Below are 22,952 nucleotides of genomic sequence, written 5' to 3'. Positions count from 1 at the left end.
TCCCCTAAAATGCCCGTTGCTCAATGCCGTGCTTTTCCACTAGGGAAACACCCATGAGCACGACAATCTATAAAATCGCGCCCCGCGCATTGTGGCAGGCGGCGGAGGAAGCAGGCGTATTCACCGGCGCGCCGGTCGACCTCGCCGATGGGTTCATTCATTTTTCCACCGCCGCGCAAGTGCGCGAAACGGCGGCGAAGCATTTTGCGGGGCAGAGCGACCTGCTGCTCATCGCGGTCGATGCCGAAGCGCTTGGCGACTGGCTGAGATATGAAGTCTCGCGCGGGGGCGATCTGTTCCCCCATCTTTATGGCGAGCTGCCGCTTGCCGCCGTACGCTGGGTCAAACCTTTGCCGCTCGGGGCCGATGGCGCGCACCAATTCCCGAGGATGGACGCATGAGCGGGCTTTTCGAAACCTTCGGCCGCCGCGCCCTCTTTGCGCTCGACCCGGAACAGGCGCATGGCCTTTCCATCGCCGCGCTGAAAAGCGGGCTCATATCGTGCGGCAAAGTCGACGATCCGGCGCTTGCCGTAAGCATCGCCGGACTCGCCTTCCCCAATCCGCTGGGCATGGCGGCGGGCTATGACAAGAACGCCGAAATCCCGGACGAACTTCTGAAGCTCGGCTTCGGTTTCGCCGAAGTCGGCACGCTGACGCCCCTGTCCCAGAGCGGCAATCCGCGTCCGCGCATTTTCCGCCTGCCCGAAGACGGGGCGGTCATCAACCGCCTCGGCTTCAACAATGAGGGCCACGAGGCGGCGTTTCAGCGCCTTTCCCGCCGGCGCGGCAAGGCTGGTATCGTCGGCGTCAATATCGGCGCGAACAAGGATGCAGCCGACCGCATCGCCGATTATGTGGCGGGCATTCGCAAATTCTATCCGCTCGCCAGCTATTTCACCGCCAATATCTCCTCCCCCAACACGCCGGGCCTGCGCGATCTGCAGGCGCGCGAGAGCCTGCGCGACCTGCTCTCACGGGTGCTGGCAGCGCGGGACGAGGAAGCGGAGAAAGCAGGCATACGCCGTCCAGTGTTCCTCAAGATCGCGCCTGATCTGACGGAGGAAGGGCTCGACGACATCGCGGCGGAAGTGCTGGCCCATCCGCTCGACGGGCTTATTATTTCCAACACCACGCTGTCGCGGGCCGGCCTGACGAACAGGCAGAATGCAGGCGAGACGGGTGGCCTCTCGGGCGCACCGCTGTTCGAGCGCTCGACCATCGTGCTTGCCAAGATGCGGGCGAAAGTCGGTCCCCACCTGCCCATCATCGGTGTCGGCGGCATAGACAGCGCGGAGACGGCGATTGCCAAGATACGGGCGGGCGCGGATCTCATGCAGCTTTATACGGGCCTCGTCTATCGCGGCCCCGGCCTGCCGGGCGAGATCCTGCGCGGCCTATCGCAACGGCTGAAACGCGAGAGCGTCAGGAACATCCGTGACCTGCGGGATCGCGACACCGCGCAATGGGCGGCGAAGGAGATCCCGACTTAGGGAGACGGCGTTCCGTGCCCATGAGGCTTTTGAAGCGTTGCGGCTTGCATCAAACCCCCAGCATCAACGCCCAGTAGATATAGCGCGGCTTGCTGGCGGGGGTGGCCCAGGCGAGGCCGTAGTGATGGAATTCCGGGTCGAGCATGTTCTTGCGGTGGCCGGGCGATTTCATCCATGCGTCGAACACCGCCGCCGTGCTGCGCTGGCCAGCCGCGACATTTTCCGCCGCCGGACCGTGAATGCCCGCCTGGCGCAGGCGCGAGACGAAATCATTGCCCCAGCCGATGCTATGGCCGATCTTATCATAGCTAGCCATGCGCTTCGCTTGATAAAGCGCGGCCTGCTCGAGCCTGGAATTGACCGCGACCGGCGGCAGGTCATGCTGTTTGCGAATGGCGTTGAAAAGCGCGGTCGGATCTTCGGCCGCCTCCGCCTCATTTGCCAGCGGCACGGCAGCCATAAGCGATGCCGCGCCTATCACCATCATGAATTTCCGCCGGCTCACGGCGAAACCGGAATGCTCGATCGTCATCGTCCTGTTCTAGCCCCAAATACCTTGGAAAGATCAGCGCCGATAGCTCACGATCCTGAGCAAAATGAAGGCAGGGATGACGATCGCAGCGCCCAGTAACAGGTAATTGACGAAATCCGCGATGGCCGAGAAGCCCATGTTCCACAATTGCAGGAAGAAGCCGCGGATAGCCCACAATATATCGTAGGGCGACCAGTCGAATGCGTGCATGACAACGCCGACGACCAGCGAAACCAGCACAAGCTTGACGATGACCCGGGCCGGCGTATCGCCCAGAAAACGGTTTACACTATCGGACATCTCGTGCCTCCTGTTTGCAGGCAGAGATATGTGTTAAAGTTCGGTGATGCAAGATAAACCCGGAGACGGTAGGATGGGGCGCATTCGAACAATCGAGAATGACGATGACCTCGCGCTATTTCGATCATCCTCCTGCTCCAGGTAGTGAAGACGCAGAGCGCTTCGATATGTTAGCGGATCTCATCGAAGAATATGAAACCCGCCATTACTCGATTTCGCCACTCCTTATTTAACGGCAGCTTGATATGTGAAGACGCCGCATTTTCAGCGGCGTCTTTATCTATGGCATCAGGAACATTTCTCCTGGTCCCGACGAGCACTTGCGCTCATGCTAGGCTTCCCGCCTCGCTTCGTTACTTCCTTGCAATAAGCATCCTCGGCCTCGACGATCGCCATCGAGATTATATAAGCCAGGGTTTTAAATCGCTCCTTGTCCACCATATGGAAAAGCTCACGCAGCATTTCGATTGTGTAAGATATTCTCGCTTCCTCATTTATGCCGACAGGCATGGTTCCCCCTGTAAACCTTAAAATAGAACAATCAACGCATGTATTTAGAATTCCAAATCTCTAATTGAGCAATCCATAAGTTTATTAAATTAGGATATTTGGTTAAGCTTAGATATTTAATTAATTTTCGCTTATTGGACGGAGTGGAATGAACCGGTCGTCCAAATGGGCGGCTGGGATCACGCGGCTAACTCTTGGTATGCATCTTTACATGGTGCATAATTTGCCCTATATTTATTTCATCAAAATGATCGGCGCATGGGCAAGTTGGTTCAAATCGGGAACATCATCATTCGAGTGTACGCGAATGATCACCTGCCGCCTCATTTCCACATCCTAACACCCGATGGAGATGCACTGGTGGAAATTGCCACGCTGGAAATCCTACGCGGCAAACTGCCCCGTAAGGTGGAAGATACCGCCCTTGAATGGGCGCGTGAGAATAAGGCGAGGATCGCCGCTGAATGGAGCCGAACAAATCCCCGCTTTCCCGTCGCCTGAGAAAGGAAACGAAGATGGACATGCCGCGCATCGAAAGCGTAAAGCCTGCGCCGAACATGACGCTGGAAATTCAATGGAAAAATGCCCCGGCTTCCACGGTCAATCTCGTCGGTTGGGTTGCCACTGGCGGCGAACTTCTCGCCTCGCTTAAAGCCCCGGATGTATGGAAAACCGCTACCGTTACGGACTATGGCGCAACGGTGGAATGGGCAGGCGAGGATTTGGCGATTGATGCCTATCACCTTTTTCAGATCGCAGAAGATCAGCGCGACTTTACGTCGGAGGATCTATGCCGGTGGCAGGAAGAGTGTGGCCTTTCCAACAACGAAGCAGCCGATTTTCTGGGCGTCAGCCTTCGCACCTGGAAGAACTACCGCGCGGGCGCTCCCATTAGCCATGCTGTCAAGATGCTGCTGCGCGCCAGCCAGCGAGACCCGCTATTGATGCACGCGCATTATCGGCCACGGCAAAATGGAAGGCCGAAACACGCCGCGTGATCCAAGCCACGCTTCGGGAACTGCGCCTTACTGTGGAAGACACTGCTGCTGGAGCGGGTAGCGGGAATCGAACCCGCGCGTTCAGCTTGGGAAGCTGACAGGCTACCATTACATCATACCCGCGACGCAGCGTAGCGCTTTTAAATCGCGCCAGAGGGCGGTGCTTGTCAAGCAGCGAACCGCACTCTTACCGAAAATGTTTCGAGAGCTTCAGCCCCTGCGCCTGGTAATGCGAGCCCAAATCCGCGCCATAGAGCGCTTTCGGGCGCGCCAGCATATGCTCGTAGACCAGCCGGCCGACGATCTGGCCGTGCTCGAGGATGAACGGCACCTCATGGCTGCGCACTTCCAGCACGGCGCGGCTGCCGGTGCCGCCGGCGGCGGTGTGGCCGAAGCCGGGATCGAAGAAGCCCGCATAGTGCACCCGGAACTCGCCGACGAGCGGGTCGAAGGGCGTCATCTCGGCGGCGTAGAGCGGCGGCACATGCACCGCCTCGCGCGAGACAAGGATGTAGAACTCATCCGGATCGAGCACTAGTTCGCCGCTCCCCCGGTCATAGATCGGCTCCCAGAAATCGAGCACGTCATGCGCGGCGCGCTTGTCTACATCGACCACCGCGGTGTGATGCTTGCCGCGATAGCCGACAAGTCCATCCTTGCCGCCGGTCAAATCGATGGAAAGCGCGATGCCGCCCCCGGTGATATTGGGAGTCTCGGACGCGACCAGCGTTTCGGCTGTGTGGAGCGCAAGCAGTTCGGCCTCGTCCAGCTGAGCGCGGCCCCTGCGGAAGCGTATCTGCGACAGGCGCGAGCCCGTGCGTGCGACGATGGGAAATGTGCGCGGGCTGACTTCGAGATAGAGCGGGCCGTTATAGCCGGCGGGAACCTTGTCGAACTCCTGCGCGCCATCGGCGATGACGCGCGTGAAGATGTCGAGGCGGCCGGTCGAGCTTTTGGGGTTGGCGGAAGCGGACAGGCCGGCGGGCAGCGCCAGCGCCTCCAGCAGCGGCACGATATAGACGCATCCGGTCTCGAGCACCGCGCCCGCCGTCAGGTCGATCTCGTGCAGCTTCAAACGGTCCAGCTTGGCCATGACGGGCGTACCGGGCCCCGGCATGAAGGAGGCGCGGACGCGATAGGCCTTGTGCCCCAATCTCAGGTCAAGGCTTGCCGGCTGGACCTGGTCGGCGTCGAGCGGCCTCGGCGCGGCAAGCGCTCCGCTCTCGAACAATGCCGCTATATCGGCGTCCGCCAAAATCCCTGCGTTTCGCTTGGTCATACGCACCTCACTACACTCTTGCCCCGCGCCGTCTGCCTCACCTTCGCAGCACAATTAATTGCTTGAACCTTTAGCGACCTGCCCGATTGACGCAAGGCTTCAACAGGACTAAAGCATCCTTATCCCGTGGTGATTTGGCCGGCCGGCTTGCAGCCACGTTAAAGAATTCGCTAAAGGAGGCCACGGTCCCGCACCGGCCTTTTGCGTTTTCGCAAGGCCGGTTTTTTATTGGCCTCCAGTCCGATACTGCGAGGCCAGATTTGGCAGGTGGACCCGATGACTGACAAGACCAACCGCAATTTCCGCCCCGCGACGCAGCTCATCCATGGCGGCACGCTGCGCTCGGGCTTCGGCGAGACGTCCGAGGCGATTTTCCTGACGCAGGGCTTTGTCTATGACTCGGCGGAGGCGGCGGAAGCGCGCTTCAAGGGCGAAGAACCCGGCTTCATCTATTCCCGCTACGCCAACCCAACCACGGACATGTTCGAAAAGCGCATGTGCGCGCTTGAAGGCGCAGAAGATGCCCGCGCCACGGCATCCGGCATGGCGGCAGTGGCGGCGGCCATTCTCTGTCAGGTCAGGGCGGGCGACCATGTGCTCGCCGCACGCGCGCTGTTCGGCTCCTGCCGCTATGTCATCGAAACCCTGCTGCCGAAATATGGCGTCGATTTCACGCTGATCGACGGCTCCAGGATCGAAAACTGGGAGCGGGCTATCCGCCCCAATACCCGCGCGCTGTTCCTGGAAAGCCCGACAAACCCGACGCTGGAAGTGGTCGATATCGCCAAAGTTGCCGAGATCGCCAATTCGGTAGGCGCCAAGCTGATCGTCGACAATGTCTTCGCCACGCCTCTTTTCCAGAAGCCGCTGGAACTGGGCGCGCATATCGTCGTTTATTCCGCGACCAAGCATATTGACGGCCAGGGCCGGTGTCTTGGCGGCGTGATCCTCTCCGACAAGCAGTGGATCGACGAAAATTTACACGAATATTTCCGCCATACCGGACCGGGCCTCAGCCCCTTCAATTCTTGGCTCCTCTTGAAGGGGCTCGAGACGCTGCCCATCCGCGTGCGCCAGCAGACGGACAGCGCGGGCAAGATCGCCGATTTCCTGACGGGGCAAACCCAGGTCGCCCGCGTCATCTATCCGGGCCGCGCCGATCACCCGCAGGCGGATATCATCGCCCGGCAGATGAGCGGCGGTTCGTCGCTGATCGCCTTCGATTTGAAGGGCGGCAAGAAGGCGGCCTTCGCATTCGAGAATGCGCTCGAAGTGATCCTGCTTTCCAACAATCTCGGCGACGCCAAGAGCCTCATCACCCACCCCGCCACCACCACGCACAAGAACCTCTCGGAAGAGGCGCGGGCGGAGGCGGGGATCACCGATGGCATGTTGCGGCTTTCCGTTGGGCTGGAGGATGTGGACGACCTTCTCGAAGATATCGACGCGGCGTTGCAGGCAGCCGGATAAGCTACCCGGAAGGCGTGTTATTTTAGCGTTGACGAACGCTTACAACTCGGCAATATCTTCCTGGTTGCAAAAGCTCGGGGGAGATTTCAATGTATCGTGCAATCACACGGCAAATCGAAGTCGTCGTGGAACCATTCTACCTGGAGGAGCAGTCGGACCCGGACGAGTACCGTTATGTTTTCGGCTATAAGGTAACGATTGCGAACAATTCGGAGGAAACCGTTCAGTTGCGCTCCCGCCATTGGCGGATCACGGATGAAAACGGCCGCGTCGAGGAAGTCCACGGCGCGGGCGTCGTCGGCGAGCAGCCGGTGCTCGATCCCGGCGATTCCTATCAATATTCGTCGGGTTGCCCCTTATCCACGCCCTCAGGGATGATGGTCGGGCGCTATCAGATGCAGGGCGAAGGCGGCAAGGATTTCGAAATCGAAATTCCGGCCTTCTCGCTGGATCTGCCCGACAAACGGCGGACGTTGAATTGAAGTGAATCGTGGACGGTGAATAGTCGGAAGTATCGTTATTGCTTACCGATAACCATACTTCCATTCACCATTCACTTCTTCTCAAATTCAGCCGGATCGAACTCATATCGCGTCGAGCAGAATTCGCAGGTGACTGCGATTTTGCCGTCTTCGATGCTGTCTTCGACTTCCTCCGCGGTGAAGCCTTCCAGCACGCCGCGGATTTTTTCGCGCGAGCAGGAGCAGTCGTCGATGACGGGGACCGGCTCGAACACGCGCACGCCGCGCTCGTGGAACAGGCGGTAGAGCAAGCGCTCCGCGCCGACCTGCGGGTCCGTCAGCTCCGAACTCTCGATGGTGCCGACGAGTGAGGTCACCTCAAGCCAATCGTCATCCTCATATTGCCCGTCATCGCTCTCATCCGCGCCGTGCGGGGCGTCACCGCCGGGCAGGTCTTTTTGCCGCATGCGCAGCTCCGACTCCGGCAGGAACTGCACGAGCAGCCCGCCCGCGCGCCATTGCTCCACCGCCTTGCCGTTCCTGCGCTCGATGAGCTTGGCGACGGAGAGGCGGATATCGGTGGGGATCTGCTCCGACTGGCGGAAATAGGCGCGGGCGATGTCCTCGAGGCTCGACCCGTCGAGCGCGACGATGCCCTGATAGCGCTGCATATAGGCGCCCTGGTCGATGGTGAGCGCCAGCGTGCCGCGCCCCAGCAGCTCTTCCGGCGCGGTCCTGCCCGCGGCGACCGCCTGCGCCAGCCGCTCCTCGTCGAAGCGCGCATAGGCGCGGACCGATTTCGGCGTGCGGAAATCCACCACCAGCATGTCCACCGGGCCGTCCGACTGGGTCTGAAGGATGAACTTGCCCTCGAATTTCAGCGACGTGCCGAGCAGTACGGTCAACACGATGGCTTCCGCCAGAAGCCGCGCCACCTCCTCCGGGTAAGCATGGCGCGCGAGGATGCTATCGAGGATCGGCCCGAGCTGCACGGTGCGGCCGCGCGCCGCCAGCGCCTCCACCTGGAACGGCACGACGGCATCGTCGCCCGCGAAATGAAAATCACCCAGTGAGGCGCCGCCCGCTTCGCCCTTGCCGTAAATCTCAACCATGCGCGCGCGCACTTTCCAGACACCAGGCGAGGATTGCCTTTTGCGCATGGAGACGGTTTTCCGCCTCGTCGAACACGACCGAGTTGGGACCGTCGATGACATCGTCGGTCACTTCCTCGCCGCGATGGGCGGGCAGGCAGTGCATGAACAGCGCGTCGGGCTTGGCATGGTCCATCAGGCGCTGGTTTACCTGATAGGGCATGAACACGTTATGGCCGCGTGCTCGGTCCTCCTGCCCCATCGAGACCCAGGTATCAGTGACGACGCAATCGGCGCCTGTCACCGCCTCGACCGGATCGGTGGTGGAGAGAATGCGGGCGCCATTGGCCTTGGCCCAGCCGAGATAGGAGCCCTGCGGCTCGCTGCCTGAGGGAGTCGCGATGTTCAGGTTGAAATCGAACCGCGCCGACGCCTCGATCAGCGAGTGGAGCACATTGTTGCCGTCGCCCGTCCAGGCGAAGGTGCGCCCTTTCACAGGGCCGCGATGCTCTTCATAGGTCAGCACATCGGCCATGATCTGGCAGGGATGCGTATCGTCGGTCAGGCCGTTGATGACGGGAACGGTGGCATTTTCGGCCAGTTCCATCAGCCGGTCATGCGCCGTGGTGCGGATCATGATGATATCGACATAGCGCGACAGCACCTTCGCCGTGTCGGCGATGGTTTCGCTGCGGCCAAGCTGCATCTCCGAGCCGGTCAGCATGATCGTCTCGCCGCCCAATTGACGCATAGCGACATCGAAGGAGACGCGGGTGCGTGTCGAGGGCTTGTCGAAAATCATCGCCAGCACCTTCCCGGCAAAGGGCTTCTCGATTTCGCCCGCCTTGAGACGCTCCTTGCGGGAGCGGGCATCGTCGAGAATGCGCCGCAGCTCCTGCGCAGAAACGGCGGAAAGATCGGTAAAATGCCTGATATCCTGCTTCATCGTCATGCTGTTCACGCTGTCTTCCTATTGGCAGCCGAAAGCCGCTCGCAAGCGGCCTCGATGCGCGCGAGGCCGTCGCGCAGTTCTTCCTCGGTCACGATCAGCGGGGGCAGCAGGCGCACCGCATTGTCGCCGGCGCCGACGCTGAGCAGGTGCTCGTCGCGCAGCGCCTGGACGAAGGCCGTGTTGGGAACCACGCATTTGAGGCCGGCCAGAAGCCCGCGACCGCGCACCTCCGAAACGACGTCGGGATAACGGTCGACGATCGAGGCGAGCCCCTGCTTGAAGACAAGCGCCATCTGGCGCACATGGTCGAGGAAGCCATCGGCGAGCACCACGTCGAGCACGGCATTGCCCACAGCCATGGCCAGCGGCCCGCCGCCATAGGTGGTGCCATGCACACCTGCCGTCATGCCCTTGGCGGCCTTGGCGGTCGCAAGGCACGCGCCCATCGGGAAGCCGCCGCCGATGCCCTTGGCCACCGCCATGATATCAGGGGTAATACCTGCCCATTCATGGGCAAAGAGCTTGCCGGTACGCCCGACGCCGGTCTGCACCTCGTCGAGGATGAGCAGCAGGCCCTGCTCGTCGCAGATTTTGCGCAGCGTACGCAGGAACTCCTCCGATGCCGGGCGCAGCCCGCCTTCTCCCTGCACCGGCTCGATGAGAATGCCGGCCGTTTCCGGCGTGATTGCCGCCTTCAGCGCCTTTTCATCGCCGAAGGGCACCTGATCGAAGCCATCCACCTTGGGGCCGAAACCTTCGAGATATTTGGCCTGCCCGCCCGCCGCGATCGTCGCCAGCGTGCGGCCATGGAAGGCGCCTTCGAAGGTGATGATCCGGTAGCGCTCCGGCTGGCCATTGACATAATGATAGCGGCGCGCGGTCTTTATGGCGCATTCGAGCGCCTCGGCACCGGAATTGGTGAAGAAGACCTTGTCGGCAAAAGTGGCATCCACAAGCCTCTGACCGAGCTTTTCCTGTCCGGGGATCTCATAGACATTGGAGACATGCCAGAGCTTTTCAGCCTGGGACGTCAGCGCCTTCACCAGATGCGGATGCGAGTGCCCCAGCGAATTGACGGCGATGCCCGCCGCGAAATCCAGATAACGGTCGCCCTTCTCGGTGATCAGCCAGACGCCCTCGCCTCGCTCGAAGCGCAAACCGGCACGATTATAAGTGTCGTAGAGCGGTTGCACGGTCGATTGGGTCATGCCTGTCGGGCCTCCTAGCCTTGAAGAGCGTGGGTGCGGGATGCGCCGTTTCCGGCGGGCCCCGCGCGGACGAAATCAAAAAGCCGCCCCCAGGGCGGCTTCTAGACCTGCAATATCATGCGGGAAGGCTTAAATGTCAATTGAAGCCCGCGTTTGGTTTTTTTGCCGCAGCGGATTTGTTTGTCCCCAAAAGAGTCACAAAAAGCAGATAGTTGGTGCCCAAGTTGGGGAAAACCGAAAAAACCAAATCAGTGTGGCACCACGACTCTTGTCACGGAGTCACCCGTTAATGTAGCTTCCCCGCAGTAAAAACTAGATTTCGTGCGGCGGACCTAGTCATCCGGATAGATGTAGTATTTTCGTCTGGGGCAACCCGGTCGAGACGATGGATTCCGGATGAGATGTTAATAAATTGGAGCCCAGGACAATGAACTGGACAGACGAGCGCGTCGAACTGCTTAAGAAATTGTGGGGTGAAGGGCTCAGCGCCAGCCAGATTGCAGCACAGCTTGGCGGAGTGAGCCGCAACGCGGTCATCGGCAAGGTGCATCGGCTGAAACTTTCGGGGCGCGGCAAAACGTCCGCAGCGCCGGCGCGCAGCAAGAAGGTCAACACCTCCACCGGCAGCACCGTGCGCACCGCGACGGCGACCGCTTCCAGCGCCAGCCAGCAGACCGTGGTTCGCACCGCCGTCACCAAGAGCATCGGCGCGACGGCCCTGCAGGCGGAATATGCGGTGGAAGCGGTGGCGCATACGGTGATCCGCCCGACCGCGGATGTGGTGGTGCCGATCTCGCGCCGCCTTTCGCTGCTGCAATTGAGCGAGCGGACCTGCAAATGGCCGATCGGCGACCCGCTCAACGAGGATTTCCACTTCTGCGGCAATGATTCCGAGGAAACAGGGCCTTATTGCGGCTACCACTCCAAGCTCGCCTTCCAGCCGGTTTCAGAACGCCGCCGCGCGCGGTAACTCCATTTACGACGTTGTTGCGGTGGCGAGGTTGAGGCATGGATTCCTGTGACAAGCACAGGAATCCATGCCTCAACCTTGCCTCCAGCGCGAGAGTGAAGAAGCGCATACTGCTTCCTTTCGGACCGTGACTGACCTAAGCCAGCTTGCGGAAGCGGACCCGCGCGCTGCGCTCTATGGCCGCGACGGTGAGCTCATCGAGGTCCCATCGGTCGCGCAGCATTTGCAGGAAGCGCAGTTCCTCCTGCTCGACATGGAGATCGGCGGCGGCGACTTCCACCGCCAGCGCATAGGCGGTGTCGTAGAGCCGCTCGGGCAGGGTTTCATGGGCGATGTCGAGGATCCGCTCCAGTCCGTCCTCATCCCCTAGATAGGCATAGCAGCGCGCCGCCAGCTCGGCGAGCCTGTTGGCATCGAAGCCGCGGAACACGGGAAGGCGGCTGACGATATTGCCGATGGATGAAAGTTCGGCATCGGTCATCGTGGTATCCGCCGCCGATGTGGTGACCATGATATAAACAAGCGCATCCTGCGGCGAAATCTCTGACATGCTTCCTCGCATCCGTTCAAAAACCGCCGCGAAACTAGAAGCACTGCTGCGAAGGCGCAAGGAAATTCCATGGGAGTTGACGCGAGGCGACCGGAGCCATAGAGCAAGACGGAAAAGCAAACTACACTCTTTTCGTCAACGTGCGCGCCATTCCGGCTTCAGGAACCCATCAAATGACCACCAACCGCCTTCCCGACCTCGCCCTCACGCCCGAACTGATCGCGGCGGCGGCGGAGGCGAAAGCGTGGCCGTTCGAGGAGGCGCGGAAAATCCTCAAGCGGTACGAAAAGACCGGCCTGCCGGAAACCGTGCTGTTCGAGACCGGCTACGGCCCCTCCGGCCTGCCGCATATCGGCACCTTCGGCGAGGTGGCGCGCACCTCCATGGTGCGCCATGCCTTCCGCGTGCTGACCGAGGGCAAGGTGAAGACGCGGCTCATCTGCTTCTCTGACGACATGGACGGGATGCGCAAGATCCCCGACAATGTGCCTGACAAGGCGGCGATGGAGCCTTACCTGCAATTGCCGCTTTCTGCCGTGCCGAACCCGTTCGGCGGCAATTACAAGAGCTTCGCCGAGCATAACAATGCCATGCTCTGCCGCTTCCTCGACACCTTCGGCTTCGATTACGAATTCGCCAGCGCGACCGGATATTACAAGTCCGGCAAGTTCGACGCGGTGCTGCTCAAGGCCGTCGAGCGCTATGACGACATCATGAAGGTGATGCTGCCGACGCTGGGCGAGGAGCGCCGGGCGACCTACAGCCCCTTCCTGCCGATCTCGCCAAAGTCGGGCCGCGTGCTCTACGTGCCGATGAAGAAGGTGGATGCCAAGGCCGGCACCATCACCTTCGACGACGAGGACGGCACCGAGACGACGCTTTCCGTCACCGGCGGCAATGTGAAGCTGCAATGGAAGCCGGATTTCGGCATGCGCTGGGCCGCGCTCGGCATCGATTTCGAGATGTTCGGTAAGGATCATCAGACCAACGCCGTCATTTACGACCGCATCTGCGAAATCCTCGGCGGCCGCGCGCCGGAGCATTTCGTCTACGAGTTGTTTCTCGACCAGCTCGGGCAGAAGATTTCGAAGTCCAAGGGCAATGGCATTTCCATCGATGAGTGGCTCGCCTACGCGCCGACGGAGAGTCTCGCGCTCTATAATTTCCAGAAGCCGAAGACCGCGAAAAAGCTTTATTTCGACGTGATCCCGAAGGCGGTGGACGAATATTTCACCTATCTCTCCGCCTATCAGCGCCAGGAATGGAAGGACCGGCTCAACAATCCGGTCTGGTATATTCACTACGGCAACCCGCCGAAGGTCGACCTGCCGGTGCCGTTCGCGCTGCTGCTCAATCTTGTCAGTGCGTCCAACGCGGAAAATCCGGATGTGCTCTGGGGCTTCATCTCGCGCCATGCACCGGGCGTGACGCCGCAGAACAATCCGGAACTCGACGCGCTGGTCGGCTATGCGATCCGCTATTTCAACGATTTTGTGAAGCCGACGAAGAAGTTCCGCGCACCCGACGAGGTGGAACGGCAGGCGCTCGCGGCACTCGATGCCAAACTCGGCGAATTGCCCGAGGGCAGCGACGGCAACGACATCCAGAACGCCATCCTGGACGTCGCCCGCGCCATCGAGCGCTATCAGGACCACACCAAGAAGAGCCCGGAAGGCGGCCCCGGCGTTTCGGTCTCCTTCTTCCAGATGCTCTACGAGGTGCTGATCGGCCAGGAGCGCGGCCCCCGCTTCGGCTCCTTCGTTGCGCTTTACGGCATTGCCGAGACGCGGGCGCTGATCGAGAAGGCGCTGGCGGAGGAGCTGGTTTAGGGCATTTGTTTTAAACGGAACATACTCTACCCGCTCGCCCCCTACGACGCGGCGGCCTTGAGGCGCTCGGCGGCGAAGACCGGATCATTATCCGCTCGGGGCCGCAGCTTCTGTTGTGCGGCGCCTGAAACGGCCGTTTGCGGGGAAGGACGCGCAGCGCGGGGGATGACGAAGGCGCCGCTCGGGTGATGCGGGGTCTTCTCCCATAGGTGCGGCGCCTCGAACAATTGCCACGCGGCGCGCCAGGCGGAGAAGGACATCAGCAGCCAATAGAACGGTATCCAGCAGAAATAGGGGCCGGCCCGGCGCTCCTCGCGGTTCAAGGTTTTCAACCCAAGGGCGTAATAACTGACATAGGCGAGCAGGATGTTCACCACATCGACGCAGAGGAGATAGAAGGACCAGAAGGAAGCCGGCCCGCGCAGCGCAGTGGCGATAACCACAACCGCCGTCAGCATCATCAGCGGATAGACGAGCGCGGAGAGGATGAGGCCTGACATATAGAGCATGCTGAGGGCGAAGCGGACGGTGCCGAGATCCCGCCAGGTGCGCCAGGGATTGCGCATATGGACGAGCCAGGTCTGCATCCAGCCCTTGAGCCAGCGGGTGCGCTGCTTTTTCCAGTCCTGATAGCAGCGGGGCGCATCTTCCCAGGTGCCGCGCGTGATCACGCCGACGCGATAGCCGAAACGCGCCAGCCTCAGCCCAAGATCGGCATCCTCAGTCACATTATAGCTGTCCCAGCCGCCGACCGCCTCCAGGCACTCACGGCGCAGATGGTTGGAGGTGCCGCCGAGCGGGATGACCAAATTCATCCGCGCCATCCAGGGCAGAAGGCCGCGGAACAGCGCCGCATATTCGAAGGCGAACATACGCGTCAGCCAATCGGAACGGAAATTCGAAATGAGGAGCGGCGCCTGCACGCAGGCGAGCCTGCGGTCGCCGGTGCGGAACGCATTCCACGCCTCGAGCAGCTGGTCCGGATGGGGTCTGTCCTCGGCATCGAAGATGACGAGGAATTCGCCGCGCGCGAATTGCAAGGCGTAGTTCAGCGCCTTCGGCTTGGTACGCGGGCCTGAATTGGGGACGCGGACGATCTCGAAGCAGGGCGGAAGCATATGGTTTTCGATGGCTTCGATGGTATCAGGGTCGTCGGCCTCGCAGACGAGCTTGATATCGAGCTTGGAGGCAGGCCAGTTTATACCCGACAGCGCCTGCAGCAATTGCGGGACGATCGCCGCCTCCCTATAGAGCGGCACCAGGATCGTATAAACCGGCATGTCACGCGGCACGATATTGCCGGCTGGCGGCAGCGAGGGCTTATGCGCCGCGATCGAGGCAAGCAGGCGCATCGTGACGCAGCAGAAGAAAATCAGCGTCAGGCTGACATGCAGGACAACCGACGTCTCCAGCGGGTGGAACAGAAAAAAGCCGATCAGCAGGAAGATCGTTTCCGCCAGCACGAAGCCTTGCCAGCCATTGACGACCATGGCAGCAGAAAATTGCGGCGGGGTCATTTCCTGGGCGATCTTCACCAGCTCCCGCTCCTGCCGCAGCCGCATCATCTGCGCCAGAATGGCGGGCGGGCATACGCGCAGACGTTCGGTGAGCGCGGGGGTTTGCGCAAGGGCTTGCTTGAGAACGACCAGATCATCGATGGTCGGCGCGATGTAGAGCAAGGTCCGTCCGCCGCCATGCGCCACCAGCACATGGCGGATGCTGCGCAGGTTTTGCGGGACGTCGTCCTCGCGCAAGAGGATATCGGAGGAGACGATGCGATCGGCAAAGCCTACGCCCAGTTCCCCCGCAATCGCCTCATAGAGTTGTTCCTGTCTAATCCCAGCTGAAACCATGATTTCATCGGTAAAAGAAGTATTGTTCCGTTTCGCTTCGATGAACGCATGTATCACTTCATTCCTCTTTGCCCCGTTCAGGCAAAGTCTTGCGGCGATGGCCGAACAAACCAGAATTTCGGCGTGATATTCCTTATGCAGCCAAGCCGCTTCCCCGGCCCGGCGTGCCTGAGCACCCCCGAATTTTGCCATGGTTGTTTAGTCGCGCAACTTAACGGTGACAGACGCGCGCCCGAACAGAAACAATTCTGCAAACTCAAGAACAGTACACGCCATTTTTTACACCTCTTACAAATACACCTTTCATTAAACTTAATTTTTTGTGAATTACAATAGGGATCATCTTCGCTGGCGAAAAAATGATTCGCCAAATTCACATTAAATTTCAATTATTTAGGATGTATAGAAATGCTGCGTGTGGGGGGATGACTTAGGCCCCGCGCGATTCCGCCAAAACACAATCTCCCCTCAAACCGTCCCGCCAATTCCTGTGCCTTGTCGTGAAACTGTCATTCAAGGCGTTCTCCGGTAATATAGACAATCCATGCTATGGAGGCATGGATTGGACGTTTCGGAGAGCCTTGGCGGGATGAGCGAGATCGAAAAGAACGGCGGCAGACGATGGGCAATAGCGGCGCGGATGGCCGGACGCATCGTGCGCGCGCGCCATATCCTGATCATCGCGGTTCTGGCACTGCTGCTGGTGCTCGCCTCCGGCGCATCCCTGCCGGTGCTCGCGGTTTTCACCATCGGCCTGCTGCTGGCTGTCGCGGCCTTGATGCCCGCGCCGCAAGCAGAGAAAGTCTATCCGGGCGGATTGGAAGGACCGCAGAACGGCCTGTCGCGCATTTCCGGCGAGCGCCTCGCCGAGCAGCTTCCCGATCCGATGATCCTGTTCGACGCGGGCGGCATGGTGCTCTATGCCAACAAGGCCGCGCGCGAGGCTTTCCAGCCGCTGGCCGAAGACACGACTTTGTACCTGCGCTTCCGCGCGCCGGAAATGCACGGCCTGATCCAGAGCGTGATTGCCGACGGACAGTCCCGCGCCATCGACTATTTCGAGCGCGTCCCGCTCGACCGCTGGTACAGGGCCATGGTCATGGCGCTCGATGCTGGCGCCGGAAGGCCGGCTTCCTTTGTCCTCCTCTTCCGCGACCAGACCGAGATACGCCGGATCGACCGCATGCGGTCGGATTTCATCGCCAATGCCAGCCATGAGCTGCGCACGCCGCTGGCCTCGCTGCGCGGTTTTATCGAAACCCTGCAAGGTCCTGCCCGCAATGACGAGCCAGCGCGGGAAAAATTCCTTGGGATCATGCAGAAGCAGGCGGAGCGCATGGCGCGGCTTATCGACGACCTGCTCTCCCTGTCGCGCATCGAGATGAAGGCGCATATCGCCGTGACCGAGCGCGTCGATCTCGCCAATGTGCTGAACCACGTCGCCGACAGCCTGACGCCCTTCGCCGTTGGGATGGGCGTCACCATCGAGCGCCATATCCCCGCCGGTCCCGTCAAGGTGACGGGCGACCGCGACGAGCTGATCCAGGTTTTCCAGAACCTGTTGGAAAATGCCTGCAAATACGGCCAGTCCGGCAAGCGCGCCATCGTCCGGCTGGAGGAGGAAAACGGCGCCACGGGCAAGGAGATCGTCGCCTCCATCGAGGATTTCGGCCCAGGCATACCCTCCGAGCACCTGCCGCGCCTGACCGAGCGCTTCTACCGCGTCGATGTCGAAACCAGCCGCGCCCACAAGGGCACCGGCCTCGGCCTCGCCATCGTCAAGCACATCCTCACCCGCCACCGGGGCCGGCTCATCATCCGCTCGCAGGTCGGCCAAGGCTCGACCTTCATCGTGCGATTTCCTGCACCGGAGGGGAGGGGGTGAGGCTAATGCTTCGGTGGCGTCGCCGGTTTCGGATGATTCCGTCTGAAAGCAATTTGTCCTAGAGCGTGATGCGATTAGGCCCGTGCGGGCATCACGCTCTAACTCTTTGTTTTACCGCATGATCTTGCCCGAAAGTCTGCAACTTTTCGGGATCATGCTCTAGTAAAACCCGATCGGGAAATATCTCAGGTAGAGCTCCGCCATCGTGCCTTTTTGCTCCAGCGCCTCCAGCGCGTAGTCGAAGGCCCTTGCCAGCGGCGCATTGCCGGCGGGGACGGCTATGGTGAGGCCGGGGCCGAGAAATTGCGGGCCGAGATAGGGGCCGCCGGAGAAGGCGCAGCAGCCTTCCGACGCCTTGTCGCCGAGCCAGAAGGAGAGCGTCATGCCGTCACCGAAGACGGCATCGAGCTTGCCGCTCTTGAGATCGGCGAAAAGCCGTTCCTTGGCGGGAAAATTCTCGATGACGGCATTTGGAAAATAGTTGCGGAGCATCGCCTCATGGGCGGTTCCGCCAAGCACGCCGACGCGCTTGTTCCTCAGGTTGCGGTTGAGCGGTTCGTCGAGCATGGCGCTGCGCCGCGTGACGAAGCGGGCCGGCAGGCCGAGATAGGGCCGGGAGAAGGCGTATTCCAGACGGTTTTCCGCCGTGGGCTCGAGTCCCGCGATGATGGCCTCGCCGTCGCCTGCCTTCAGCTTGGCGGCAAGCTCGCCCCAAGGGGCGGCTTCGACCTGACAGATCTCCCCTATTGCGAGTTCATCGCAGATGGCACGCGCGAGGTCGATATTATAGCCGGCAAGCCTGCCGCTGCTGTCGATGAAGTTGAACGGCGGAAAATCGACTGTCGTGAGAAACCGCAACCGGCGCAATTTCGAAAGGTCCGGCTTGGCGACGCGCTCGCGGCGGTCCCAGAGATATGGAATGTCCGGCGAGGCCGCCATGGCGGGAGCAGACAGGGCGGAAATGCCGAGGAGCAAGGCCGAAACCAGCGCTGAGAATCTCATGGAGCCTCCGGTGAACATGCCAGCCAGCATAGCATCGGCTGGTCGCCAAGGGTCAATCCTTCGTGCTCATTTCCCGGCAACGCGATATCCGGCTTCAAGCCGAACGCGCCCAGCCGCGCGTCCTCCATCTTCCGCCCGCGCTCGGCTATTGGCTCGCCCAGACGATGCGGGCAAGCCATGCCACATCGGGCGTGTCGATAACGCGGTTGGGCTCACCGGGGGCGGCGGTGAGAAGCTCGACGGCGCGGGTGGTCTGGCGGTGCAGGATGCGGGCCATGATCTCACCCGCCTTCGTCCTCACGAGGACACGGTCGCCCCGGCGGATCGGCGCGCCGGGCGCGACGATCAGCGTTTCGCCGTCGCGGTAGAGCGGCAGCAGGGAATCGCCGGAGACTTCCAGCGCATAGACCGCCCCAGCGGGAGGGAATTCCATGACGTCCCAGCCCTGCCCGGTGGGGAAGCCTGCATCGTCGAAGACATCCGCGCTCCCTGCCTGCGCCAGGCTTAGGAATGGAATGGCGCGCGCGGAGGCGGCGGGAGCTGGAGCACCGCCGCCCTCCCCCTCTTCGCGCATCAGTTCCATCAATTCGTCGAGCGATGCGCCGGTCGCTTCCATCACCTTGGCAAGCGACTCCGTCGAAGGCCACCGGGCGCGTCCGTCCGCGGCATGGCGCTTGGATTTATTGAAGGTGGTGGGGTCCAGCCCCGCGCGGCGGGCAAGGCCGGAGGGGGTCAGCGAATACCGCTCAGCCAACGCGTCGATGGCAGCCCATACGCGCTCATGAGAGATCATGGCGAAGTTTTCCTGATGGCGTCAGGAAAAAATACCTCTTTTTTGTCGGGCAGGCAAGATGAAGGATGGGGATGGTGGATTTCTCTCCCCCTTGCGGGGAGGGTGGCCCGAAGGGCCGGGTGGGGGTGGCGACGTTTACGCTATTTTCTCCAGCACAAGCGCAAACGTCACCACCCCCATCCGCCCGCTGACGCGGGGTTCGTCGTTGGAAAAGCCAAATCGTTGGCTTTTCCTCGGCCTTCGGCCGAACGCTCCTCAATCCCCGCAAGGGGGAAGGAGGGCGTTGGCGCTTACGCCGCCTGCTTCTGCTCACTCTTATACGGATCGAAGCGCTGGTAGAAGGTCTCGCCCTTTTCCGCCATGTCGAGAAGCAGGTTGGGGGCCTTGAACTGGGCTCCGTATTTCCTCTGCAACTCCTTGGAGCGTTTGACGAATTTCTTCGCGCCCATGCCGTCGATATAGGAGAGCGTTCCGCCCGTGTAGGGGGCGAAGCCGAAGGCGAGGATGGAGCCGACATCGGCCTCGCGCGGGTCGGTGACGATGCCTTCCTCCATGACGCGCGCCGCTTCCAGCGCGATGACGAACAGGAAGCGCTGCTTCAGTTCCTCGACGTCGATCTTGTCCGGGTCCTGCTGCGGGTAGAGCGTCTTCAGGTCGGGCCACAAATGCTTCTTGGCGGGCTTAGCCGGATAATCATAGAAGCCCTTGCCATTCTTGCGGCCCTTGCGATCATATTTGTCGACCATGGTGTTCACCAGCTCGACATGGCGCGGGTCGACAGCCTTGGGCCCCAGATCGGCGAGAGCGGCCTTCAGGATTTTCTGCGACAGGTCAATCGCCGTCTCGTCGTTGAGCGCCAGTGGGCCGACCGGCATGCCGGCCATGCGGGCGGCGTTCTCGATCATCGCCGGGGGCACGCCCTCGATCAGCATATTGTAGGCTTCCGACATATAGCGCAGCACGCAGCGATTGACGTAGAAGCCGCGCGTGTCGTTGACGACGATCGGCGTCTTCTTGATGGCGCGGACATAATCGAGCGCCACGGCCAGTGCCTTGTCGCCGGTCTTCTTGCCGAGGATCACTTCCACCAGCATCATCTTGTCGACAGGCGAGAAGAAGTGGATGCCGATGAAGTTCTTCGGGCGCTGCGATACTTTGGCAAGGCCGGTAATAGGCAAAGTCGAGGTGTTGGAGGCGAAGATGGCCGAGGATTTCAGCACCGCCTCGGCCTTCTCGGTCGCCACGCGCTTGACTTCGCGATCTTCAAACACCGCCTCGATCACAAGGTCCGCGCCTTCGAGATCAGCGTAATCCGGCGTCGCGGTGATGAGCGACAACAGCTTTTCCTTGTCGGCCTCGGTTGCCCGGCCCTTCTGGATTTCCTTCGTGATCAAATCAGCCGAATGGGCCTTGCCCTTGTCGGCGGCTTCCTGGTCGCGGTCGATAAGGACAACCGGAATGCCGGCCTTGGCGGTGACATAGGCGATGCCTGCGCCCATGAAGCCCGCGCCGATGACGCCGACTTTGGTAAACTTAGTCGGCTTCACATCCGCGGGACGGCGTGCGCCCTTGTTCAGCTCCTGCAGGGATACGAACAGCGAGCGGATCATCATACCCGCTTCGGTCGTCTGCAAAATCTGCGTGAAATAGCGCTGCTCGATCTTGAGGCCCGTGTCGAATGGGACAAGCAGACCTTCATAGACGCATTTCAGGATGGCTGCGGCGGCGGGATAATTGCCATAGGTCTCGCGGCGCAGGATGGCGCTTGCGGCGGGCCAGAGATTGGCCCCCGCCGCCGAATAGATCGGCGCGCCGGGCAGCTTGAAGCCCTTCTCGTCCCAAGGCTGGACCGGCTTCAGCCCACTCTTGATCATCTTCTTGGCAGTCTCGACCAGCTTCTTGGCCGGGGCGATCTCATGGATCAGGCCCATCGCCTTGGCGCGCTGCGGCGTCAGGTTCTGGCCTGTCGTCATCATCTGCAGGGCGTCCTGCTGGTTGGTGAGGCGCGGGACGCGCTGCGTGCCGCCGGCACCGGGGAAGATGCCGACCTTGACCTCGGGCAGCGCCATTTTCACGCCCGGCGCGTCGGAGGCGACACGGCCATGGCAGGCGAGCGACATTTCGAACGCGCCGCCCATGCAGGTGCCGTTGATGGCGGAGACCCAGGGCTTGCCTGAGGTTTCCAGCTTGCGGAACAGCCCGCCCATGCGGCCGGTGTTCTGGAACAGAAGCTCCACCGCCTTTTGCGGGTCCTTCGCCTTTTCCTCGTGGAACAGCTGGAACATGCGCTTCAGCATGGTCAGGTCCGCTCCGCCAGAGAAGGTATCCTTGCCCGAGGTGATGACAGCGCCCTTGATCGCGGCGTCGCCCGCCACGCGATCGACGATGGCGTCGAGCTCCTCCATCACCTCCTCGGTGAAGACATTCATCGACTTGTCGGGCATGTCCCAGGTGACGAGCGCGATACCGTCAGCGTCGACGTCGAATTTGAAGTTCTTATAGGTCATTGTTGCTCCTCCCCGGTCAGACGCGTTCGATGATGGTGGCGGTGCCCATGCCCGCACCGATGCATAGCGTGACGAGCGCGGTGTTGAGATCGCGGCGCTCCAGCTCGTCGAGCACGGTGCCGAGGATCATCGCGCCAGTGGCGCCTAGCGGGTGGCCCATGGCGATGGCGCCGCCATTGACGTTGATCTTGTCATGCGGAATGTCGAAAGCCTGCATGTAGCGCAGCACGACGGCGGCGAAGGCTTCGTTGAGCTCGAAGAGGTCGATATCCGAGAGCTTCATCTTCGCGCGCTTCAGAAGCTTCTCCGTCACATCGACGGGGCCGGTCAGCATCAGCGCCGGGTCGGAGCCGATATTGGCGAAGGTGCGGATGCGCGCGCGCGGCTTCAAGCCCAACGCCTTGCCCGCCTTTTTCGAGCCGAGCAGCACGCCCGCCGCGCCATCGACGATGCCGGACGAATTGCCGGCGTGGTGGACGTGGTTGACGCTCTCGACATCCGGATGCGCTTGAATGCCCACGGCGTCGAAGCCGCCCATCTCGCCGGGCATGACGAAGGACGGATTGAGGGAGGCCAGCGCCTGCATGTCGGTCGTGGGGCGGATCGTCTCGTCATGGTCGAGAATGGTGAGGCCGTTCTGGTCCTTGACCGGGATGACCGACTTCCTGAAATAGCCCTTTTCCCAAGCCTTCGCGGCGCGCTTCTGGCTTTCCACGGCATAGGCGTCGACATCGTCGCGGGAGAAGCCGTATTTGGTGGCGATCAGGTCAGCCGAGACGCCCTGCGGCATGAACCAGCCGGGCAGGCCCACGGAAGGGTCCATGTACCAGGCGCCGCCCGACATACCCATGCCGACGCGCGACATGCTCTCCACGCCGCCCGCGATGACGATGTCATCAGCGCCTTGCGCGATCTTGGCGGCGGCGAAATTGATGGCGTCGAGGCCGGAGGCGCAGAAGCGCGAAATCTGCATGCCCGGGGCCTTGAAATCATAGCCCGCCTCGAAGGCGGAGGAACGCGGGATTACCGCGCCCGCCTCACCGACCGGATCGACACAGCCATAGATGATGTCGTCGACCTGCGAGGTGTCGAGCCCGTTGCGGTCGCGCAGCGCCTCCAGCACCTTGGCGCCCAGCCGCACCGCCGGCACCTCATGCAGGCTGCCATCCTTCTTGCCGCGCCCGCGCGGGGTGCGGACATGATCGTAAATATAGGCTTCGGCCATCTTTTCTCTCCCTTTCACCGCGCCGCGGAGGCTGCGGATATTCGA

21 protein-coding genes, 1 tRNA gene and 1 riboswitch are annotated in these 22,952 nt (G+C 61.4%); of the genes, 9 read left to right on the top strand and 13 right to left on the bottom strand.

Features of this window, described 5'->3' with window-relative positions; translation table 11 throughout:
- The first annotated feature begins 53 nt into the window (after window positions 1–53).
- Both ACOWVG_RS00535 and ACOWVG_RS00530 read left to right on the top strand, forming a co-directional pair.
- A complete protein-coding gene (locus ACOWVG_RS00535; RefSeq protein WP_420959409.1) occupies window positions 54–401 on the top strand; it encodes a DUF952 domain-containing protein in 348 nt (115 codons plus the stop codon).
- Window positions 398–1,492, top strand: coding sequence for a quinone-dependent dihydroorotate dehydrogenase (locus ACOWVG_RS00530; protein ID WP_420959407.1), 1,095 nt, complete (start codon window positions 398–400; stop codon window positions 1,490–1,492). The genes ACOWVG_RS00535 and ACOWVG_RS00530 overlap by 4 nt, the downstream gene beginning before the upstream one ends.
- Window positions 1,493–1,541: 49 nt before the next feature.
- Here ACOWVG_RS00530 and ACOWVG_RS00525 read toward each other — a convergent pair whose 3' ends face one another.
- The gene (locus tag ACOWVG_RS00525; protein WP_420959405.1) at window positions 1,542–2,024 is read right to left on the bottom strand and encodes a CAP domain-containing protein; all 483 of its coding nucleotides are present in this window, start codon (window positions 2,022–2,024) and stop codon (window positions 1,542–1,544) included.
- 33 nt (window positions 2,025–2,057) lie between these two features.
- The gene (locus ACOWVG_RS00520; RefSeq protein WP_420959404.1) at window positions 2,058–2,324 is read right to left on the bottom strand and encodes a DUF6460 domain-containing protein; all 267 of its coding nucleotides are present in this window, start codon (window positions 2,322–2,324) and stop codon (window positions 2,058–2,060) included.
- 768 nt (window positions 2,325–3,092) lie between these two features.
- Here ACOWVG_RS00520 and ACOWVG_RS00515 point away from each other — a divergent pair.
- Window positions 3,093–3,335 (top strand): DUF4160 domain-containing protein, encoded by a 243-nt coding sequence (locus tag ACOWVG_RS00515; protein WP_420959403.1) that lies wholly within the window; start codon window positions 3,093–3,095, stop codon window positions 3,333–3,335.
- A 14-nt stretch (window positions 3,336–3,349) separates the two neighbouring features.
- On the top strand, window positions 3,350–3,832 hold the full coding sequence (locus tag ACOWVG_RS00510; RefSeq protein ID WP_420959402.1) for a hypothetical protein: 483 nt from the start codon (window positions 3,350–3,352) through the stop codon (window positions 3,830–3,832).
- Window positions 3,833–3,881: 49 nt separating this feature from the next.
- Here ACOWVG_RS00510 and ACOWVG_RS00505 read toward each other — a convergent pair.
- Both ACOWVG_RS00505 and ACOWVG_RS00500 read right to left on the bottom strand, forming a co-directional pair.
- A tRNA-Gly gene (locus ACOWVG_RS00505) sits at window positions 3,882–3,955 on the bottom strand.
- Between the two features lie 64 nt (window positions 3,956–4,019).
- Window positions 4,020–5,111 (bottom strand): 2'-deoxycytidine 5'-triphosphate deaminase, encoded by a 1,092-nt coding sequence (locus ACOWVG_RS00500; protein ID WP_420959401.1) that lies wholly within the window; start codon window positions 5,109–5,111, stop codon window positions 4,020–4,022.
- Between the two features lie 116 nt (window positions 5,112–5,227).
- Window positions 5,228–5,307, top strand: a riboswitch (SAM riboswitch).
- 80 nt (window positions 5,308–5,387) lie between these two features.
- On the opposite strand from ACOWVG_RS00500, the gene ACOWVG_RS00495 reads away from it, so the two are divergent.
- A complete protein-coding gene (locus ACOWVG_RS00495; protein WP_420959400.1) occupies window positions 5,388–6,581 on the top strand; it encodes an O-succinylhomoserine sulfhydrylase in 1,194 nt (397 codons plus the stop codon).
- A gap of 89 nt (window positions 6,582–6,670) precedes the next feature.
- A complete protein-coding gene (gene apaG, locus ACOWVG_RS00490; RefSeq protein ID WP_420959399.1) occupies window positions 6,671–7,063 on the top strand; it encodes a Co2+/Mg2+ efflux protein ApaG in 393 nt (130 codons plus the stop codon).
- A 71-nt stretch (window positions 7,064–7,134) separates the two neighbouring features.
- On the opposite strand, the gene ACOWVG_RS00485 is transcribed toward apaG, so the two are convergent.
- Genes ACOWVG_RS00485 through ACOWVG_RS00475 form a run of 3 tightly spaced genes read right to left on the bottom strand, consistent with a single transcriptional unit; the run spans window position 7,135 to window position 10,293 of the window.
- Entirely contained in the window at window positions 7,135–8,154 is a 1,020-nt protein-coding gene (locus ACOWVG_RS00485; protein ID WP_420959398.1) for an Hsp33 family molecular chaperone, read from the bottom strand.
- Entirely contained in the window at window positions 8,147–9,085 is a 939-nt protein-coding gene (argF, locus tag ACOWVG_RS00480) for an ornithine carbamoyltransferase (protein WP_420960134.1), read from the bottom strand. The genes ACOWVG_RS00485 and argF overlap by 8 nt, the downstream gene beginning before the upstream one ends.
- A gap of 5 nt (window positions 9,086–9,090) precedes the next feature.
- Window positions 9,091–10,293, bottom strand: a complete 1,203-nt coding sequence (locus ACOWVG_RS00475) for an aspartate aminotransferase family protein (protein WP_420959397.1) — start codon at window positions 10,291–10,293, stop codon at window positions 9,091–9,093.
- A 427-nt stretch (window positions 10,294–10,720) separates the two neighbouring features.
- Between ACOWVG_RS00475 and ACOWVG_RS00470 the strand changes: the two genes are divergently transcribed.
- Window positions 10,721–11,263 (top strand): GcrA family cell cycle regulator, encoded by a 543-nt coding sequence (locus ACOWVG_RS00470; protein WP_420959395.1) that lies wholly within the window; start codon window positions 10,721–10,723, stop codon window positions 11,261–11,263.
- A 136-nt stretch (window positions 11,264–11,399) separates the two neighbouring features.
- On the opposite strand, the gene ACOWVG_RS00465 is transcribed toward ACOWVG_RS00470, so the two are convergent.
- A complete protein-coding gene (locus ACOWVG_RS00465) occupies window positions 11,400–11,813 on the bottom strand; it encodes a tellurite resistance TerB family protein (RefSeq protein WP_420959394.1) in 414 nt (137 codons plus the stop codon).
- 173 nt (window positions 11,814–11,986) lie between these two features.
- Between ACOWVG_RS00465 and ACOWVG_RS00460 the strand changes: the two genes are divergently transcribed.
- Window positions 11,987–13,642, top strand: a complete 1,656-nt coding sequence (locus tag ACOWVG_RS00460) for a lysine--tRNA ligase (protein WP_420959393.1) — start codon at window positions 11,987–11,989, stop codon at window positions 13,640–13,642.
- Window positions 13,643–13,683: 41 nt separating this feature from the next.
- Here the strand turns inward: ACOWVG_RS00460 and ACOWVG_RS00455 are convergent, their stop codons facing one another.
- Window positions 13,684–15,495 (bottom strand): glycosyltransferase family 2 protein, encoded by a 1,812-nt coding sequence (locus tag ACOWVG_RS00455; RefSeq protein ID WP_420959392.1) that lies wholly within the window; start codon window positions 15,493–15,495, stop codon window positions 13,684–13,686.
- A 562-nt stretch (window positions 15,496–16,057) separates the two neighbouring features.
- Between ACOWVG_RS00455 and ACOWVG_RS00450 the strand changes: the two genes are divergently transcribed.
- The gene (locus ACOWVG_RS00450) at window positions 16,058–17,380 is read left to right on the top strand and encodes an ATP-binding protein (protein ID WP_420959391.1); all 1,323 of its coding nucleotides are present in this window, start codon (window positions 16,058–16,060) and stop codon (window positions 17,378–17,380) included.
- A 159-nt stretch (window positions 17,381–17,539) separates the two neighbouring features.
- On the opposite strand, the gene ACOWVG_RS00445 is transcribed toward ACOWVG_RS00450, so the two are convergent.
- The 4 genes from ACOWVG_RS00445 to ACOWVG_RS00430 all read right to left on the bottom strand — a co-directional run bounded on the left by ACOWVG_RS00445 (window position 17,540) and on the right by ACOWVG_RS00430 (window position 22,907).
- Window positions 17,540–18,382: a transporter substrate-binding domain-containing protein gene (locus ACOWVG_RS00445; protein ID WP_420959390.1), complete on the bottom strand. Its 843-nt coding sequence runs from the start codon at window positions 18,380–18,382 to the stop codon at window positions 17,540–17,542.
- A gap of 145 nt (window positions 18,383–18,527) precedes the next feature.
- Window positions 18,528–19,175: a S24 family peptidase gene (locus ACOWVG_RS00440; RefSeq protein ID WP_420959389.1), complete on the bottom strand. Its 648-nt coding sequence runs from the start codon at window positions 19,173–19,175 to the stop codon at window positions 18,528–18,530.
- Window positions 19,176–19,465: 290 nt separating this feature from the next.
- On the bottom strand, window positions 19,466–21,682 hold the full coding sequence (locus ACOWVG_RS00435; RefSeq protein ID WP_420959388.1) for an FAD-dependent oxidoreductase: 2,217 nt from the start codon (window positions 21,680–21,682) through the stop codon (window positions 19,466–19,468).
- 16 nt (window positions 21,683–21,698) lie between these two features.
- On the bottom strand, window positions 21,699–22,907 hold the full coding sequence (locus ACOWVG_RS00430) for an acetyl-CoA C-acetyltransferase (RefSeq protein ID WP_420959387.1): 1,209 nt from the start codon (window positions 22,905–22,907) through the stop codon (window positions 21,699–21,701).
- Between the last annotated feature and the right edge of the window lie 45 nt (window positions 22,908–22,952).

The organism is Brucella sp. IR073, from assembly GCF_049065735.1.
Classification (GTDB): domain Bacteria; phylum Pseudomonadota; class Alphaproteobacteria; order Rhizobiales; family Rhizobiaceae; genus Paramesorhizobium.
This window is presented reverse-complemented; position numbering and strand designations above follow the sequence as displayed.